This is a genomic window from Paenibacillus tabacirhizosphaerae (genome assembly GCF_040812395.1).
Lineage (GTDB): Bacteria > Bacillota > Bacilli > Paenibacillales > NBRC-103111 > Paenibacillus_E.
In genome coordinates this window covers 389472-406125 of the sequence record NZ_JBFNXH010000004.1, presented here as the reverse complement: position 1 = coordinate 406125, position 16654 = coordinate 389472, and the positions used below count along the sequence as shown (strand labels likewise).

General features: G+C 43.4%; 13 protein-coding genes and 1 pseudogene. 13 read left to right on the top strand and 1 reads right to left on the bottom strand.

All coding sequences use genetic code 11. The features are described from left to right. From ABRS97_RS10390 to ABRS97_RS10345, 10 genes and pseudogenes are all read left to right on the top strand, one after another. Positions 1-1211: pseudogene (locus tag ABRS97_RS10390) on the top strand (hypothetical protein); the annotation flags it as partial. Positions 1212-1244: 33 nt separating this feature from the next. Beyond that, the gene (locus ABRS97_RS10385) at positions 1245-2105 is read left to right on the top strand and encodes a DNA adenine methylase (RefSeq protein WP_367813508.1); all 861 of its coding nucleotides are present in this window, start codon (positions 1245-1247) and stop codon (positions 2103-2105) included. A 563-nt stretch (positions 2106-2668) separates the two neighbouring features. After that, the gene (locus ABRS97_RS10380) at positions 2669-3964 is read left to right on the top strand and encodes an FRG domain-containing protein (protein WP_367813506.1); all 1296 of its coding nucleotides are present in this window, start codon (positions 2669-2671) and stop codon (positions 3962-3964) included. Positions 3965-4457: 493 nt separating this feature from the next. Further along, positions 4458-5627 carry an Abi family protein gene (locus tag ABRS97_RS10375; protein WP_367813505.1) on the top strand — a complete coding sequence of 390 codons (1170 nt, stop codon included), beginning with the start codon at positions 4458-4460 and terminating at the stop codon, positions 5625-5627. Between the two features lie 653 nt (positions 5628-6280). Beyond that, entirely contained in the window at positions 6281-6949 is a 669-nt protein-coding gene (locus ABRS97_RS10370; protein ID WP_367813503.1) for a TetR/AcrR family transcriptional regulator, read from the top strand. 65 nt (positions 6950-7014) lie between these two features. After that, positions 7015-8175, top strand: coding sequence for a YhgE/Pip domain-containing protein (locus ABRS97_RS10365; protein ID WP_367813501.1), 1161 nt, complete (start codon positions 7015-7017; stop codon positions 8173-8175). Between the two features lie 22 nt (positions 8176-8197). Continuing rightward, the gene (locus ABRS97_RS10360) at positions 8198-9118 is read left to right on the top strand and encodes an ABC transporter ATP-binding protein (protein ID WP_367813499.1); all 921 of its coding nucleotides are present in this window, start codon (positions 8198-8200) and stop codon (positions 9116-9118) included. Between the two features lie 2 nt (positions 9119-9120). Then, positions 9121-9867, top strand: a complete 747-nt coding sequence (locus ABRS97_RS10355) for an ABC transporter permease (RefSeq protein WP_367813498.1) — start codon at positions 9121-9123, stop codon at positions 9865-9867. 519 nt (positions 9868-10386) lie between these two features. Further along, entirely contained in the window at positions 10387-10608 is a 222-nt protein-coding gene (locus ABRS97_RS10350; RefSeq protein WP_367813496.1) for a hypothetical protein, read from the top strand. Positions 10609-10613: 5 nt separating this feature from the next. Beyond that, the gene (locus tag ABRS97_RS10345) at positions 10614-11882 is read left to right on the top strand and encodes a phytoene desaturase family protein (RefSeq protein WP_367813494.1); all 1269 of its coding nucleotides are present in this window, start codon (positions 10614-10616) and stop codon (positions 11880-11882) included. A 252-nt stretch (positions 11883-12134) separates the two neighbouring features. Here ABRS97_RS10345 and ABRS97_RS10340 read toward each other — a convergent pair whose 3' ends face one another. Beyond that, positions 12135-13028 carry an alpha/beta hydrolase gene (locus ABRS97_RS10340; protein ID WP_367813492.1) on the bottom strand — a complete coding sequence of 298 codons (894 nt, stop codon included), beginning with the start codon at positions 13026-13028 and terminating at the stop codon, positions 12135-12137. A gap of 127 nt (positions 13029-13155) precedes the next feature. On the opposite strand from ABRS97_RS10340, the gene ABRS97_RS10335 reads away from it, so the two are divergent. From ABRS97_RS10335 to ABRS97_RS10325, 3 genes are all read left to right on the top strand, one after another. Next, positions 13156-14127: a helix-turn-helix transcriptional regulator gene (locus ABRS97_RS10335; RefSeq protein ID WP_367813490.1), complete on the top strand. Its 972-nt coding sequence runs from the start codon at positions 13156-13158 to the stop codon at positions 14125-14127. A gap of 238 nt (positions 14128-14365) precedes the next feature. Continuing rightward, on the top strand, positions 14366-15787 hold the full coding sequence (locus ABRS97_RS10330; protein ID WP_367813488.1) for a HAMP domain-containing sensor histidine kinase: 1422 nt from the start codon (positions 14366-14368) through the stop codon (positions 15785-15787). Beyond that, positions 15784-16479: a response regulator transcription factor gene (locus ABRS97_RS10325; RefSeq protein ID WP_367813486.1), complete on the top strand. Its 696-nt coding sequence runs from the start codon at positions 15784-15786 to the stop codon at positions 16477-16479. The genes ABRS97_RS10330 and ABRS97_RS10325 overlap by 4 nt, the downstream gene beginning before the upstream one ends. Positions 16480-16654 lie beyond the last annotated feature (175 nt).

The window sequence follows — 16654 nt, the reverse complement described above, 5'->3', positions numbered from 1 at the left end:
GTGTCTCTGTAGAAGGTTCCGGAGAAGATACAGTGGGACCCAGTGTCTCTGTAGAAGGTTCCGGAGAAGATACAGTGGGACCCAGTGTCTCTGTAGAAGGTTCCGGAGAAGATACAGTGGGACCCAGTGTCTCTGTAGAAGGTTCCGGAGAAGATACAGTGGGACCCAGTGTCTCTGTAGAAGGTTCCGGAGAAGATACAGTGGGACCCAGTGTCTCTGTAGAAGGTTCCGGAGAAGATACAGTGGGACCCAGTGTCTCTGTAGAAGGTTCTGGAGAAGATACAGTGGGACCCGGTGTCTCTGTAGAAGGTTCCGGAGAAGATACAGTTGGACCCGGTGTCTCTGTAGAAGGTTCCGGAGAAGATACAGTGGGACCCAGTGTCTCTGTAGAAGGTTCCGGAGAAGATACAGTGGGACCCAGTGTCTCTGTAGAAGGTTCCGGAGAAGATACAGTGGGACCCAGTGTCTCTGTAGAAGGTTCCGGAGAAGATACAGTGGGACCCAGTGTCTCTGTAGAAGGTTCCGGAGAAGATACAGTGGGACCCAGTGTCTCTGTAGAAGGTTCTGGAGAAGATACAGTGGGACCCGGTGTCTCTGTAGAAGGTTCCGGAGAAGATGCAGACGAACTCAATATTACAAGCCAGCCTTCAATATCCGCGGGACAAGCACCAACGGGTGGAAAGGGAGGACGCTCTGCTACTGATGTAGTAAAATATATTAACCTTACAGGAGCATACCCTTTTAATAATAAGTATCGGAATAATGCGCGAATCAACGCTTTAATTAAAGAATTAAAAGGTATTCCTTATAAAGAACATAGAATGAGCTCTATGTACTTGATACGTTCCTTGCTAGAAACATTTACCCATGAATATATAGACCACTTTGTAAAAGATGAAAATAGGGATAAAAGAATGAAAGGTGTTCCTAGAGAAAGAACAAAGCGTTCCCAGACATTAAAGGAGCTCTTGTTCAGTAGTATCAAGATACATCTTAAAGAATATTATCCAGAGTTCGGTGAAGAAATTGAGCTGCTAGAGATTACATTTACCGATAAAAATAATACGGCAGCAACTAGAATTATTAATTTCTATATCCATTCCCAAACACAGGTACCTGATTATCTTGAGTTACTTGATGCATGGAAGAAGGTATCTACAATATTAAAGTGCTTAGATGAGATATTGTACTTAAGAACATCTAGAGTGTAATTGGAGTGATGGATTTATAAGGAGGGACCTCAATTGCCAACTACACTTTCTCCACTTCGTTATCCCGGGGGGAAAACACAGCTTTATAAATTCGTAAGAAACACTATAGAACAAAACAATATTACACGTCCAATTTACGTCGAGCCCTTTGCTGGTGGGGCAGGGCTAGCAGTTGAGTTGCTTTTGAAAGAGAACGTAGACTCAATCATCATTAATGATTTTGATACTGCAATATATAATTTTTGGCACAGTATTCTTCATGACACAGATGTATTTATTGAGTTAGTTGAAAATACTCCGATAGATATTGACGAGTGGGAAAGACAAAAGGAAATCTATAATAACCAGGGAAATCATAGTATCTTGGAAGTAGGCTTTGCCACTTTCTTTTTGAATCGGACAAATCGGTCTGGTATAATAAAGGGAGGGCCTATTAGTAGGAACGACGAAGGTGATTATTCTTTAGATTGCAGGTTCAATAAAGTAGACTTAATAAATAAAGTTAGACGTATTTCAGCTTTGAGAGAGAGAATTAGTCTCTATAACCATGATGCAGTATATTTTATTAATAATATCTTACCTATGCATCCTCCAGAGCAACTTTTTGTCTTCTTTGACCCACCCTATTACAAGCAGGGAAAGAATCTATATACTAATTTTTATAACCATGAAGACCATGAGGAACTATCCCATGCAATTAAAGATATTATTGATAGTAAGTGGATAACTACTTATGATTATAATGAAAATATTGCTGAGATGTATAACGACGTACCGACAAGAATATACCAACTTCAATACTCAGCAAACAGAAAGCGGAAAGAAAAAGAATTTTTGTTTCATAATCCTAATACCATTGTAGCTTCTTTCGATAAGGTCCAATTCAGTGAATAAAACAGGGTGGTCAATATAAATGGCCATCCTATTTTCTTATACAACAAGTGTAGCTTGTCGTTCCACGCCGTAGCAAATCGTGGATTTCCTCCGCCAAGCCTCGATTCCCAGAACTCCTTTTCAAGGGTACCCAAAAGGGGGCCCTGAAAATACGATTTCAGTGAGTGCAGAAAGCTAATATTATCGCAACCACTCACCAAAGGTTTATTGATTTATGTATTCATCAAACTTCAATTCAATCATATCGATTTTTCTATCCTCTGTTACCGTAATGCGCTTAATCACAGTATGTACAAGTTGCTTCCGTTGCTCACTACTCAACTTATCGAACAGTTTACAAACTCCCCTAAAATACCCTTCACTACCGCCGCGGATACCGTCCCAGTATTGTTCTCGTTTATCTGACTTTCTATTTCCACCTTCCTCCTTTGTAGGAGCCTACGGCTCCTAGGCCTGCCCGAAGATAAATCGAGGAAGTAGCATCAGGCAGACAACCCTACGGGTTCGTGAATACAGTAACGTCATCTGAAAGACGGTTCAACAAACAAAATAGGAGCGATAAAATGTATAATCTTTTTATTACTGGCGAGGATGAAGGCTGGGAAAAACTTTACTATAGCATCGAAAAAAGTAGATTTCTAGAGTATACAAATATGGACATCAGTGATGTTTTTAAGAATGCCAAACAAGAGCAATTTGATGCAATTAAAGAATTTCCTTGTTTATTCACTTATGAAGGTTTTGAAGGGATTTCAAAAGTTGGTTATCTAAAAAAGATATCTGATAGAGGAAAAACGTACTTGATTGAATATTCATTTGATGAAAAAATACCACCAATTCCATCTGTGGAATTAGAAAATATTTCATTATTATTAGATATTAGGGGGTGGGAGATTAACAGAACGCACTGGGCAATTAAAGATGAAGACCTATTAATAAGGTTGAGTGATGCGAAACTTATTAATTTTGAAGTAATTAATGAGAAAGTTGAGTTACCTAAACCATCAGAAATTGATTCTTTAGAGGTAACATCAGTAAAGTCATATATTGAAGCGATTTTTAATTTAGGTAATAACAAAGATAATAATATTTTTTATAGAGGGCATTCAGATAAAATAGAATATAAACTTGTACCATCTCTTTTTAGGAAAGATAAATCAGGGAACTATAAATTCCTTGATAATGAAAATGTGATGTTTAATGAGATGATCTTATCAAACTCTTCTGATTTCTCAACGGATTCAAGTACTTTAGATAAATTAGTAAGAATGCAACATTATTCGTTACCCACTCGGCTGTTAGATATAACATCCAACCCACTTATTGCTTTGTATTTTGCATGTTCGTCAATTGATAAAATGAATATTGAAGGAGAAGTTATTATTTTTAAAGTAAAAAAGAGTCATATTAAGTACTTCGATTCTGATAAAGCAAGTTGTATTTCAAATCTGGCGAAGTTGTCCAAACGGGACAAAGAGAATATTGTGTTTGATAGTGACATAGAAAAATTTAACAAACAACAAGTTGTTGGAAGATTACTTCATTATATTATGGAAGAAAAGCCATTTTTCCAACCAAGAATAGTACCAGCAGATTTACAAGATATTTTATGTATTAAAAGCAAAAGAACAAATAGTAGGATATATTCTCAGTCAGGAGCATTTTTACTTTTTGGTCATGAAGCAGTTATGGATGAAAATGGGACCGAGGACATCGCAGTACAGAGGATAACTATTAGAAACAAAAAAGAGATTTTAGATGAACTTGATGTATTGAATATTAATGATAGCACAGTTTTTCCCTATATTGAAAATACAGCAAAATATATAGCAGCGAAATTCGAATTTACAAGTAAATAGTTTGAAGATCTTACTGCAAATCAAATATTTTCCAGCGATTTTAATCAATCAAATAACTAATAAACTATTGAGGAATATGCTAGATGTCAGGATTATTCGGTGCATATTCCAGGTCGCCAAGTCATCATAAATAAGATGCTTGTCGATTTAAGGATGGTACTGATCACTATATGAATAGGAAAGTCCGACCTATACAAGGTCTTTTATCGCATTTGTAATGGTCAATTAGAAATATTTGGTTTGCCATCCGCGGCAGAAGTCGTTAGGCAAATGATGAGTCTGATCCTTTAAAGGATCAGCCTCTTTTTTCGCCTTAAGAGATGATATGCTGAACCGTATCACAAGTAGGGCGAAATTTTTATAAAAAGTAATGCAGGTTGTTTATTAAACAGGTTTCGTAACAAAGAGTTAGATTTAGCTCATTGATGGCAGGTAATACATGATATAATTGACATTAACACATTGTCATTTAGTAGGTAGGTGAGTACGTTTAATGAAAAGAGCATCAAGAGAGGATTTAATGCAATTTAAACAATCTTTAAGTCTACTTAAAGAAATAGAGGCAAAAGATGAAGTTGCAGCTACGGTAGAAGCATTACCGGTTGTGAGTAGAGACTGTATTGTGAATTTATTGGAAAAGGTGAAATTAAAAGAGAAGTTATCAGTAGAAGAGCAGATCGAGTATTTAAAATTCAAGGGTATTACTTTTAATTCCTATAATGAGTCATTAGCTAAAGAAATATTAATGGATAGAACTTATTATTATAAAGTTACTGCTTTTAGAAAAAACTTTAAAAAAGATAAAGATAATAAATACAAAAATGTTGATTTTTCCATTTTAAATGACCTAGCTACAATAGACATGCATTTTAGGTACTTATTCTTAAAGTTATCTCTAGATATCGAGCATAATATAAAATCTTTAATTATTCGCTTGATAACTGAGAGTGATGAAGATGGTTTTAAAATTATTGATGAGTATAAATCATTTGAGTTAGAAGGTTATAGACAAAAACTTGTAGAAAAAGGATCGTCACTATCACTTAAAGAAATTGAAGATAGAATGAAAAAGTATAAAACTATAGATGACAAGTTATTGGAATCATATAAGTCTAAAAGAGATTATAGCTACGATTTAATTGTTAAAAGAAAGAATAAACCTTCCATTTGGGTACTTATTGAATTAATGTCTTACGGTCAATTATGTTCCTTTATTAAATTCTATGTCCAAAAAAAGAAATATAAATATAGAGAGTTAAGCTTAGCGAATAGCCTATTATTTGATTCGAAAAATATTAGAGATTCATCTGCACATAGTAGACCCATTATTTTTAATGTTGTAGGACCGAATCAATTTTTAATATCTGGAGACAAGCATATTAAATTACAGGTTCGAAATTATTTAACTCAAAATTGTAACATAAGTGATTCAATTACTAACAATAAGTTAAGAAATCTTAAAGTACATGACATTAGTGCCTTACTGTATTTACATGATTATTATGTTAAAGGAAAGATTCCAAGAATTGAACGTAAAAAAGAATTAGTGAGTCTCATTAAAAGATGTAGGTTGAAGAAGTATTATTATGAGGATCATCAAGAATTTGGGGAAATAATGTATGTTCTACTTAAGTTGATCAAAAACTATAAAGTGGAACCCTAAGATATTTTTATTGACTTGATTATTGTGTCGTGATAAAATTGCTTTCATATGAAAGACCCTTCCGAAAGGTCGTCTGGAAAATAGGGTAACAGCTATCTCTAGATTAAAGGAAACGAAAAATCCTTAAAACAATTATTACTGGTATAATTGTTTTAGGGATTTTTTTAATATCTAAAATTAAAGTCATATTAACTCCGATAATGGAAGATCGCATAAATAAGCGTGGTTTGAGTTAAAAGTAAAGAAGCTTGTTCAGGATCATTAAATCTTGGATAGGCTTCTTAAGTTGCCAGATGAAGTAAGGGCATCACGTTCTTGGCGCCCTTTAAATTTCGCTCTATAGAGGATACGCTGAACCGTATCACAAGTAGGGCGAAGCAGAAAGTGAAATTAATAGCGAGTTTAAAAAACCATAAGATGCAATTTTTATTTCTATATGATTAGGAAAAAAACGGACCGGGGGAGTCCACCATTGGGTATTTAACTACCAGAGGGTGCTCAGTGAAGTGAAAAGCCAGATTCAGACATCCCCCTAGGCTCAATAAACATAATTATCACCACAGCTAACTAAAGGCCGAGGCTTCACACTCTTGACATTGCTCAATAAATCAAATAAAATCTAACCAGTTAGTTATAATTGGTGGTGAAAATATATGTCGACAGAAATAAAGAAGCGTTCCCGAACTTACGACGCCGCCCGAACGAGAGAGATCATACTTGATGCCGCAGAAGAGGCGTTCGCCGAGCTTGGCTATTCAGCGGCACGGATCGATGCGATCGCCAAGGCGTCGGGGTATAACAAAAGCTTAATCTATCAATACTTCGGTGATAAGCTCGGGCTTTATACCGAAGTGGTCAAACGGGCAGACCAGGTAGGCGATCTAGTGGCGGGCCAAGCTGTTGCAGAATTTTTGAAAGATAAGTCAGTAACGTCCAACCCGGAGAAATTTAAGGATTTCATGGCGACAACTATCCGGACAATGTATGAGTTTTTGCTCCAGCATCCCCGGTATCGGAAAATTCTTTTTTGGGAAGCCGCGGAAGAATGGAAAACATGGAATCAAATCACCTACCGTCCGGACGATATTTCCCAGTTTTATGAACTGGCGAACGCCGCAAAACACAATGGGATACTTCGGGCAGATTTCGATCCTGTTATGTTTCCGATCTTGATCATGAATGTGGTCACGGCTACACTTCACTCTTTTTCCCGATTCAGGGATTTGCCCGGACAAATGGATTCTCCGCAACAGCAGGAGCAGATCATCGAACAAATCGTGAAATTCGTAATTCACGGAATCATGAAGCCGTCATTGCTGTAATCGGGCGGCTTAACTTTTGCCCAATTATAACTAACTGGTTAGTTTAAAAAGAGGAGGAAAGCAAAATGAAAGTTTTTTTGTTAAGCAGAAAGTTTTTCGGAGTATTGGTATTGATACTTGTCATACATCTTCTAATGTCGTATGCCAGTTTCGGTCCAAGCGTCAGCATGAAGGTGAGCGGCCTGCCGATAGGAATCGTGAATCACGATTTAGGTGCATCCGGGCTCAACTACGGGAGCACGGTTCAAAATCAACTGACGCAACAAGCGGCGAAGGAAGTCAAGTGGACCACCTTCGCAACAGAAGAAGAAATGAAACAAGAAATGGATCATAAAGCGCTTTATGGCGGCATGGTCATACCTGACAACTTTTCGCAGTCGATGCTATCTCTAAATACCAATCAGCCGATTTTACCGAATCTTAAAGCTACGGTGAATGAAGGGCAAAATTCTAGTGGAGCAAAAATGGCGGAAACGGTTATGGCCGAAATGGTAAAAGGCTTGTCCGTAAAAATCAAAGAAGAGCTCCTTTCAAACATGGAGAAATCGGGGGGACAGCTTACCGTTTCGCAAGTCAAAGCGTTAGATCGGACGATCGAGTTGGACATTAAGAAAATCAATTCTGCGGATAGCGCGGCGGATGCTCAATTGCCGACGATGTTAACGGTGCTGCTCTGGATGGGCAGCTTGATCGGTTCCTTGATGATGTGGTTGTCCCTTCATCGCGAGAATCAAACGGCGAAAGGGTTTTTATCCATGCAATTGGCGGGCGGAGCGATTATTGCAGTTCTCCAAGGTTGCTCAACGCTATTGATCACCAGAGGGTTGATGGGATTGCATGTTGTTAACTATAGCGTATTAGTCCCTTTTATCATGCTCATCGCATTCATGTTTTTCCTGATCCAGAGCAATGTCCTGAACTGGCTTGGATTCAAAGGTTGGCCACTTCTTATACTGGTATGGTTGTTCGGCGTCCCTCTCATCAGCACGCCCCCCGAGTTTCTGGCCGGGTTTTACCGGTACGGAATTTACTCATGGATTCCGATCCGATTCGGCTCGGAAGGCTTTAAAAGTATCCTGTTCTTTAACGGACATGCGGATTTTCCCTTGATGCTAACGATCGCAGCCGCAATTACGGCAGCCTGTGGGGCCCTGATTCTTCTTTCTGCTTTGAAACTGGGAAGCAAGGATTTGTCGAGGAATCCGATGGCTTCCCGCTTTAATTGACCACTAAGGGAGGAAACGGACAATGGAAGCTGTGATCCAAACCCATCAGTTGACCAAAAGCTTCAACAAGACCAGTGTAGTAAACGGAATCTCGCTTCATGTAAGGAAAGGCGAAATCTACGGATTTCTTGGTCTCAACGGAGCCGGAAAAACGACGACCATCCGTATGCTGCTGGGGATGATCCGGCCCGATTCCGGGGCCTCTTATTTGATGGGCAAGCAGGTGACAGACGGCAGCCTCGATGTGTGGGCCAGAGTAGGTTATATGGTGGAAACACCCTACTCATATCCTGAATTGACGGTATATGAAAATCTGGAGATCGTTCGACGGTTGCGACAATTCACAAAGTCCCGCGCGATTGATGGGGTAATGGAAAAACTGCATCTCACGCCGTATCGGGATCAAAAAGCGAAATCCTTATCGCTTGGGAATGCGCAACGGCTGGGGCTCGCTAAGGCGATGCTTCATGAACCGGAGGTTTTAATCCTGGATGAACCGACAAACGGATTGGATCCGGCGGGAATTGTCGAAATCCGGGAACTGCTTCGTGATCTTGCCGCCCGGCATGGTGTAACGATCTTTCTGTCAAGCCATCTTTTGGGGGAGGTAACCAAACTGGCAACGCGGATTGGGATCATCCATCAAGGAAAGCTTGTGCAGGAATCGGATGTCAGTCAATTGCAGCACGTTCTCCAAAAACGTCTTGTCGTGAATACCCGCGATTCGGAAACCGCAAGATTAAAGCTGATGGAGGCAGGTTATCCAGTGCGGTTATCGGAAGAAGGGGCTTTGGTCATTACAAGCGGAGAAGCAATTGCAAGCCCGGACACCATTGCCAGGTTGTTGGTAAATAACGATTTGCCGCCTATCCTATTAAAGGTTGAGGAAGAGGATCTCGAAACCTATTTTCTAAGAACGATCGGGAATAAAGGGGATGCGTAAGCATGAACATATTGAACGCAATGTGGGCGGAAAGCTTGAAAATTCGACGTTCCAGAATCATTTGGGTTTCCTTGATAGTTTCCTGCTTGTTGCCTGTTCTGCTCGGATTGATCATGTCAGGCTTGGTTGGCGACAATTCGGCGTTTGAAGGGAAATCTGATTTGCGCGCATATCTTGATCAGCTTGGGATCGTAGTCTCGATGGGAGGACTGATCGGATTCGGCTTCGTATTCAGTTGGGTTTTCGGCCGAGAGTATTCCGACCGTACAGCCAAAGATTTGCTGGCGTTGCCGATCTCCCGTTCGAAGATTGCTGCCGCCAAGTTAATCATTGCCGCTGTGTGGTGTACCATACTCGCTTTACTCACTTTCGGATTCGGTTGTTTCACGGCATGGTTCGTTCAGATGGACGGAATGGTTGGTCAAGTCGTTGTGTATTGTTTGGGCAGATTCATTGTGACTGCTTACATGGTCATCTGTTTGTCCATGCCTGTAGCATGGAGTGCCAGCGTGGGCCGCGGCTATCTTAACTCGCTTGGATTTGTTTTATTAACGATCGTGGCCGCCCAACTTTCCGGGGCAATAGGAATAGCGGATTACTTCCCATGGGCGATTCCGGGATTGTTCAGCGGCGCTGCCGGAGATGAAAACGTGAATTTGGAGTCTGTAAGCTTTATTCTTCCTTATGCAACCGGCGTAATTGGCATCGTCGGCACACTCGCCTGGTGGCGTTTTGCCGATCAGACCTAAGCTGTGAGAGCGACCGAGCATAGGTTGAGTAGTTTAGTAGTGTAAACCCTGCTTGGAAAGGCGAGGGCCACGCCACCAATAGCGAGTCTTGGAGCGACAATGGTAACAGTGTCGTTTAAGCGTAGACAGTCAGGATGCAGGCCTGAAAGTGATTGAGCCTCGAAATTTAGGATAATGGGAAGGTCGACGAGCTTTACTACTCGGAAGACAACACCCCCTCAGACGAAACAGGCCAGACTGAGGGAGCTTCCCCGGGGTCGAAGAGCCAGGCATGTATACCAATGGTTACTCAGCAACTCGGGAGACCCTGATACTCTTCTGAAAGTAAAGTACTCTTTAGGAAAAACTGCGGGAGTATGGCAAACAAGCCGTAAAACGTGAGAATGCCAAACGGTAGTCAGGGAGTCGGATCGCCGCATAGTACCCGTGAAGTCGGTGTAATGCTGGTGGAGGAAAGGCAGGCGACACAAATCGATCTTGGTAAGGACACATTTACCACACCCCGAGGTGGAGAAAAAAATGGAAATGAAATTAGCAAGAATAGCAGAGAAGGCAAAAGCCGACCCGAAGCTACGGTTCACATCGATCGGACATTTCATCGATGCGCAAGCATTTAGGGAAAGTCACAGAGCGATGGAGACCGGTAAAGAAACGGGAGTCGACGGAGTCACGAAGGAGACGTACGAAGCCAATCTGGAATGTCAGTATGTACTGACGGATATTTTACTAGGGAGAGGATGATTCGTATGACATTGGAAAAGAAGGTTTATGACACCGCCGTGGTGGGCGGGGGACTTACCGGACTGACGGCTGCCGTTTATTTGGCGAGGGCAGGGAAATCCGTAATCGTTTTTGAAAAAGAAAGCAGACTGGGTGGTCTTGCCCAAACGGCAAAGATGAATGGCGCGCTATTTAACCTGGGTCCCCATGCGATGTATGAAGGAGGAGCCGCGCTTCGCATCTTAAGCGAGCTCGGCTGCCTGCCCAATGGAGGTTACGCGTTCAAGGGCAGCATGATCGGGATCTTGCAGGGAAAAATCGTAGAGGTGCCGAACGATCTTACCCCGGAAGAGTCCCGGGAGTGGGGCGCCCTGATGAGCGGTATCGGCCAAATTGATACCGAGTCGATCCTATCGGTCAACCTGCGAAAGTGGGTAGACGACAACATTTTTCACGAGCGGGTTCGTCTCCTCTTCCTCGCCATGTGCCGACAGTGGACTTACTGCGACGGGATGAACGTGATGAGCGCTGGATTCGCGATCCGGCAAGGCCAGCTCGCTGGCAAAGGTGTCCGGTATGTAGAGGGAGGCTGGCAGATCGTCGTTGACAGTTTGCGCGATGCGGCGGCTCAGGCAGGAGCTTCCTTCGTTACGGGTAATGGTGTCCGGCAAATTCAGGTCAAGAACGAACGCGTATGCGGCGTCCAGTTATCGGACGGTACGGAGATCAAGGCGTCCGCCGTCATCGCGGCAACGGGGCCGCAGGAGCTTTGCCGGCTCTTGCCGGGAGCGGATCGGCTATCGATCGGCAGATGGAAAGAAGAATCTCGGCCTCTCTATGCCGCATGCTTGGATGTGGCTTTGAAACAATTTCCGTACCCGGAGCGAGTGTTTGCGCTCGGGTTAGATGAACCTCTCTACTTCTCAAAGCATTCGGGGCCTGTCACCCTAAGCGATAACGGCGCACTCGTACTACATGCAATGCGGTATAACGATAACGATAATTTGAGAGATGCACAAGCGGACGAGAAGGCGCTGATCGATCTTATGGATCTACTGGAGCCGGGCTGGGAGAAGGAAGTTGTTTCCATGCGTTTTTCTCCTAATGTTCTCGTGGGCTACGATTCACATACCATACACCACAATGGGGCAGGTCCGGCTCCTGGTCCGGTCGTTCCGGAGGTTCCGGGTCTATATGTCGCCGGCGATTGGGTAGGAGCAGAGGGACGACTAGCAGATGCGGGCATGGCCAGCGCCAAGCAAGCCGCCGAAGAGGTGCTTCGCTATACAAATTAACGAATCAGCTTCGAAGTGAAAAGGGAGCTGCCACGACAGCTCCTTTTCGCATTTTCGCCGATAGACCCGTTATGCTGAACCGTATCATAAATGACGCAAATGTTAATCCGAGTTCATGCGTGGAGCAAACCAATGAACTTCGACCTGATAAGATAACGAAAAAGAACCAGCAAGTTAATAAGGAGAGCCATCTGAATATGAGGGCTCTCCTATTATACGATTTCAACACTCGTATTCGATAGGATCAAATGTTCAACTGAGATGCTGTGTGATGAAGAACGCAGCACGGTCCAGGGCTTGATCGGCTTCATCGAGAATACCAGTGAACGCCTGGAAAACATGCGGGACGTCGGCAGTAACGTCAAGGATTACATCCACGCCTGCTGCCCGTGCACGGTCGGCTAACTGCGTGGAGTCGTCAAGGAGTAGCTCGTTCGTTCCAACCTGTAGCAGGAGTGGTGGGAATCCGGTAAGATCGGCGAACCTGGCGGGGCTCACGAGTTCATGATTCGGATCCTGTCCAGCAAGGTACATCGTATCCGTCAATGTAAAGCCCTCACGGGTGAAGAATGGGTCGATCCCCATTTTGCTATCCATACTTGCTCCGGAGCGCGTCTTATCCACCCCCGGCGAGAACGCCACTACTGCTGCTGGCATCGGCAGACCTGCGTCTCGTGCCATCAGGCAAGCCGAGACAGCAATACCGCCGCCGGCAGATTCACCAGCAAACGCAATAGACGCCGCCTCAACTCCGTTGTCCAGAAGCTCACGATAGGCGGCGAGAGCATCGTCAAGAGCCGCAGGAAACGGATGTTCCGGAGCCAGTCGATAATCGAGTGAAACGGACCGGATATGGGTTTTGTTCACTAGATTCGCGGTAACGGACATGGCAGTGTAGGGGGAACCCATAATATACGAGCCGCCATGGAAATAGAGAATGATTCCTGGGCGGGCATCCTGTTCGGGGTCAAAGGTCACACCGGGCCGATTACCCAGGGTCGTCGGCGTGGTTCGAATGCCTTCAGGTACCTTCATCGTTGCCATCAGGGCAGCGAAGTTCGCGCGCATCTCCTCTACGCTTTGCGGCTTGGTGGACTCGGAACGCCGCAGCATTTTATCCAAATTCTTACGCTGTTCTCTACTCATATGTTGTTCTCCTTTTCCTCTTTTAATCGTTTTCTACCGTGATCACTCCCGGCGATCCGGCTTATTCATAGTGTATAATATAATTGTGACAAAACTTGTCACTATATTTTTTAGGGAGGTGAATATAATGGGAAAGTCGAGGCGCCTGATTGAATTGATGATGGCAATAAATCGGAAGCGGAAATTCACCGTCAAAGAGCTTGCTGAAGAATTTGGTGTGTCTACCCGAACCATGCTGCGCGATTTGCAGGAGCTGAGTGGAATGGGAGTGCCATTATACTCTCAAGTTGGTGCAGGAGGTGGATACCAAGTTCTTGCAGAGCGAAGCCTTCCACCGATTTCATTTACGGAAAATGAGGCATTCTCAATATTTTTTGCTTCCCATGCTCTTCGACACTTCAGCTCGCTGCCCTTCGAGGCATCTGCAGAATCCGCACTTCGAAAATTTTACAGGTATTTATCGGAAGATGTGAAACTTCAGATAGATGAGATGCGACACCGAGTTGACTTCTTTACGCATACCCGCCAAGAACGAGCTGACTACCTTGAGATATTGCTCCAAGCATCCATTAGAAGGTTGCCCGTGACAATTAATTATGGAATTCGGGAGAATGAGACTAATCAAAGAACGATTCAACCCATCGGTATATATGCCCATGAGGGATATTGGTTTTGCCCAGCCTACTGCTTTCTGCGAAAAGCCTACCGATTGTTTCGGGCAGATCGGATACGGTCAGCCGTTTTGGCGGATGCCGAAGCGTTATCGACTACAGTGGATGTTTCAGAGGTGGATTTAACGAACTGGGGACTTCATTTCTACAGCAAACAAGAAAGCGTAGATGTCAAAGTGAAATTAACGGCAAAAGGGATCGAGTTATTCCGAGATAAGAGCTGGATTTTCCCTTGGGGAGAAGTACATAGTTCCGATAACGGCACAGGCATACTAGAGATGGGTATCTTCCGCTCAGAAATACTATTCTTTGCTGAATATTTCTTTTCGTTCGGCGCTGAAGCGGTCGTGCTCCAACCAGAAGAATTAAGAGAAGCTGTCAGAAGGAAGTTAGTCCGTACTCTCGAAGAGTATACTGTCCCAAACTAGCCTCCTGATTCCGATTTTATATTATAGCTTCTATTGCATGCCGCCGTTAGCCCCGTTACGCTGAACCGTACCACGAGTAGGGCGAATTTTTTTCAATGTGTGGTATTTGTTTAGCATTTGTTTAGAAAATCCCATCTTGCTATTTATGATTTGCTATTATCATTTGTCTTAAGAAACTGAATTTATCTGTAGGTATCGGTTTGGCAGAAATGAATTGCAATTCTTTTGAGGTGCCGCGATGAAAATAGGAAAGCGAATATTTATTTCAAATAACTTGATGGTGTTGTTATCTTTGGTGGTGTTGCTTGCTATCGGCGGCGGCATGATTGGGATGAACCATACAGGGTTCGTCAAAAAATCTCAACTTGACGGTAACCTTTTCAAGGTTGAGTTTATTTTGGGACAACAACAAGGCACCGTTCCTGATTGGTCTGCTCTCGGCGCTTCACTGGAAGAATATGGGTATGAACTTCATGTTGAACAGGGCAATATATTGGTTTACTCCAATTTGGAGCACCCTGAAATCGCATCTTATCTGCAAAAAGTCGAATTGAGCACCGAACAGCCAAGCGTGTTTTTTGAGGATGGCGTGACGACGATTGGACAGCTTATCTCTGTCGGAGATAAAACTTATCTCGTGGGTGCAACCACTAGAAAAAATCATATCAAATGGTTTGGCGCAGATCGGAGCCAATTTGAAGTTTTCCTGATTACCTTCCTGCTTGTGGGACTTGCCGCCATTGCTGTCCTTTTGCTTATCAGTCAGTTGTTTACCAAGCGGCTTGTCAAGCGCATCATGACGCCGATCAATAAGTTGACCGAAAGCGCTAAGCGCATCGAAGAAGGCGATTTTTCAAAGCCCATCGTCTATAAAGGCGAGGATGAATTTGAATCCGTATGCACCTCGTTCAATCAGATGCAGGTGCATCTTAAAAATGAACAGGATAAAAACGCCACTTATGAAAAGGCTCGTACGGATATGATTTCCGGCATTTCTCATGATTTAAGAACACCACTCACCTCTGTCAAAGGATATATCAAAGGTTTGCAGGACGGAGTTGCAAGCACACCGGAAAAACAAAAGGAATATCTCTCCATTGCATACAAAAAGGCTTGCGATATGGACGTGCTGCTGCAAAGATTATTTTATTTCTCCAAGCTGGAAACAGGTAATCTGCCGTTCTTTCCGGTAGAAACAGACCTTGGCAAGTTCATGAAGAAATATGCGCTGGATATTCAGGATGATTTGAAGCAGAAGAATGCTTCTATCAGCTTTGATAAATCCGATGGCAGTCACCGGGTACAGATCGATACCGAGCAAATGAGGCAGGTGCTGTCCAATCTCGTGGAGAATGCACTGAAATATGCGGGCGCAGAATCGTTAAAGCTCTCTCTTACGGTTACACAGGCAAACGAAAATGTAGTTCTTCGCTTTGCAGATAACGGAAACGGGGTCTCGCCGGAAAAGCTACCTCACCTGTTCGAACAGTTTTATCGCGGCGATGAATCAAGAAACAGCAAAAACAGCGATGGAACCGGTCTTGGACTGTATATCGTGAAATACATCATTGAGGCGCAGGGCGGAACTGTTGCCGTCAAAAACGATCAGGGGTTGAAATTTACGATCACTCTGCCCTCGGTGAAAGGTGGAAAAACATGACGAAAATATTGATTGCCGAAGACGATGCCGAAATCGCCATTCTGGAAAGGGATTACTTGGAAATCAACGGCTTTGAAATAGAAATTGTGGCGGACGGCAGCAAGGTAGTGAAAACCATCTTGGATGGAAGCTATGACCTTTTGATTTTAGACCTTATGCTTCCCGGATGCAGCGGCTATGAGATTTGTCGTGAAATTCGTAATCAGATTGATATTCCGATTCTGATGGTGACGGCCAAAACGGAATCCATTGATAAAATCCGCGGTCTTGGCTTAGGGGCGGATGACTATATTGCAAAGCCTTTCGACCCTGCGGAACTGGTGGCCAGGGTCAAGTCTCATTTGAGTCGTTATGACCGTCTTACCCATGCGTCCTCTCGAAATTCGGAAGAAAGCGCAATTCAAATTGGCAATCTGAGAATTATGACCCGGAGCTGGAAGGTATATCGTGACGGACAGGAAATCAAATTTCCAAACCGGGAGTTTGAACTGTTGAAATTCCTTGCGACGAACCCGAACATCGTTTTCTCCAAAGACCATCTTTTTGAAAAGATTTGGGGCTATGATTACGGCGGCGACAGCGCCACGGTTACGGTTCACATCAACCGCATTCGGGAGAAAATCGAGGAAGATCCATCGAAACCAAGAATGATTGAAACTGTCTGGGGTGCTGGCTATCGGCTAAACCTGTAATGGACAGAGGGTAGAACCATACATATGGAAACAAGCGAAACCATGCTCCCGTTTATTTGCCGGCGGCATGGTTTTTCTTTGTTTAGGAATCGTTTAGATCTTCTCATCTGCCAGTTTAGGGTGACTTGTTATCATTGATAACAGTACAGTTGATCGAATACTAGAAGACCCGATC

Coding starts and splice junctions, on each gene's coding strand:
- ABRS97_RS10325 (WP_367813486.1), top strand. CDS start 15,784: ATGACGAAAATATTGATTGCCGAAGACGATGCCGAAATCGCCATTCTG.
- ABRS97_RS10360 (WP_367813499.1), top strand. CDS start 8,198: ATGGAAGCTGTGATCCAAACCCATCAGTTGACCAAAAGCTTCAACAAG.
- ABRS97_RS10370 (WP_367813503.1), top strand. CDS start 6,281: ATGTCGACAGAAATAAAGAAGCGTTCCCGAACTTACGACGCCGCCCGA.
- ABRS97_RS10345 (WP_367813494.1), top strand. CDS start 10,614: ATGACATTGGAAAAGAAGGTTTATGACACCGCCGTGGTGGGCGGGGGA.
- ABRS97_RS10380 (WP_367813506.1), top strand. CDS start 2,669: ATGTATAATCTTTTTATTACTGGCGAGGATGAAGGCTGGGAAAAACTT.
- ABRS97_RS10350 (WP_367813496.1), top strand. CDS start 10,387: ATGGAAATGAAATTAGCAAGAATAGCAGAGAAGGCAAAAGCCGACCCG.
- ABRS97_RS10365 (WP_367813501.1), top strand. CDS start 7,015: ATGAAAGTTTTTTTGTTAAGCAGAAAGTTTTTCGGAGTATTGGTATTG.
- ABRS97_RS10340 (WP_367813492.1), bottom strand. CDS start 13,028: ATGAGTAGAGAACAGCGTAAGAATTTGGATAAAATGCTGCGGCGTTCC.
- ABRS97_RS10355 (WP_367813498.1), top strand. CDS start 9,121: ATGAACATATTGAACGCAATGTGGGCGGAAAGCTTGAAAATTCGACGT.
- ABRS97_RS10375 (WP_367813505.1), top strand. CDS start 4,458: ATGAAAAGAGCATCAAGAGAGGATTTAATGCAATTTAAACAATCTTTA.
- ABRS97_RS10330 (WP_367813488.1), top strand. CDS start 14,366: ATGAAAATAGGAAAGCGAATATTTATTTCAAATAACTTGATGGTGTTG.
- ABRS97_RS10335 (WP_367813490.1), top strand. CDS start 13,156: ATGGGAAAGTCGAGGCGCCTGATTGAATTGATGATGGCAATAAATCGG.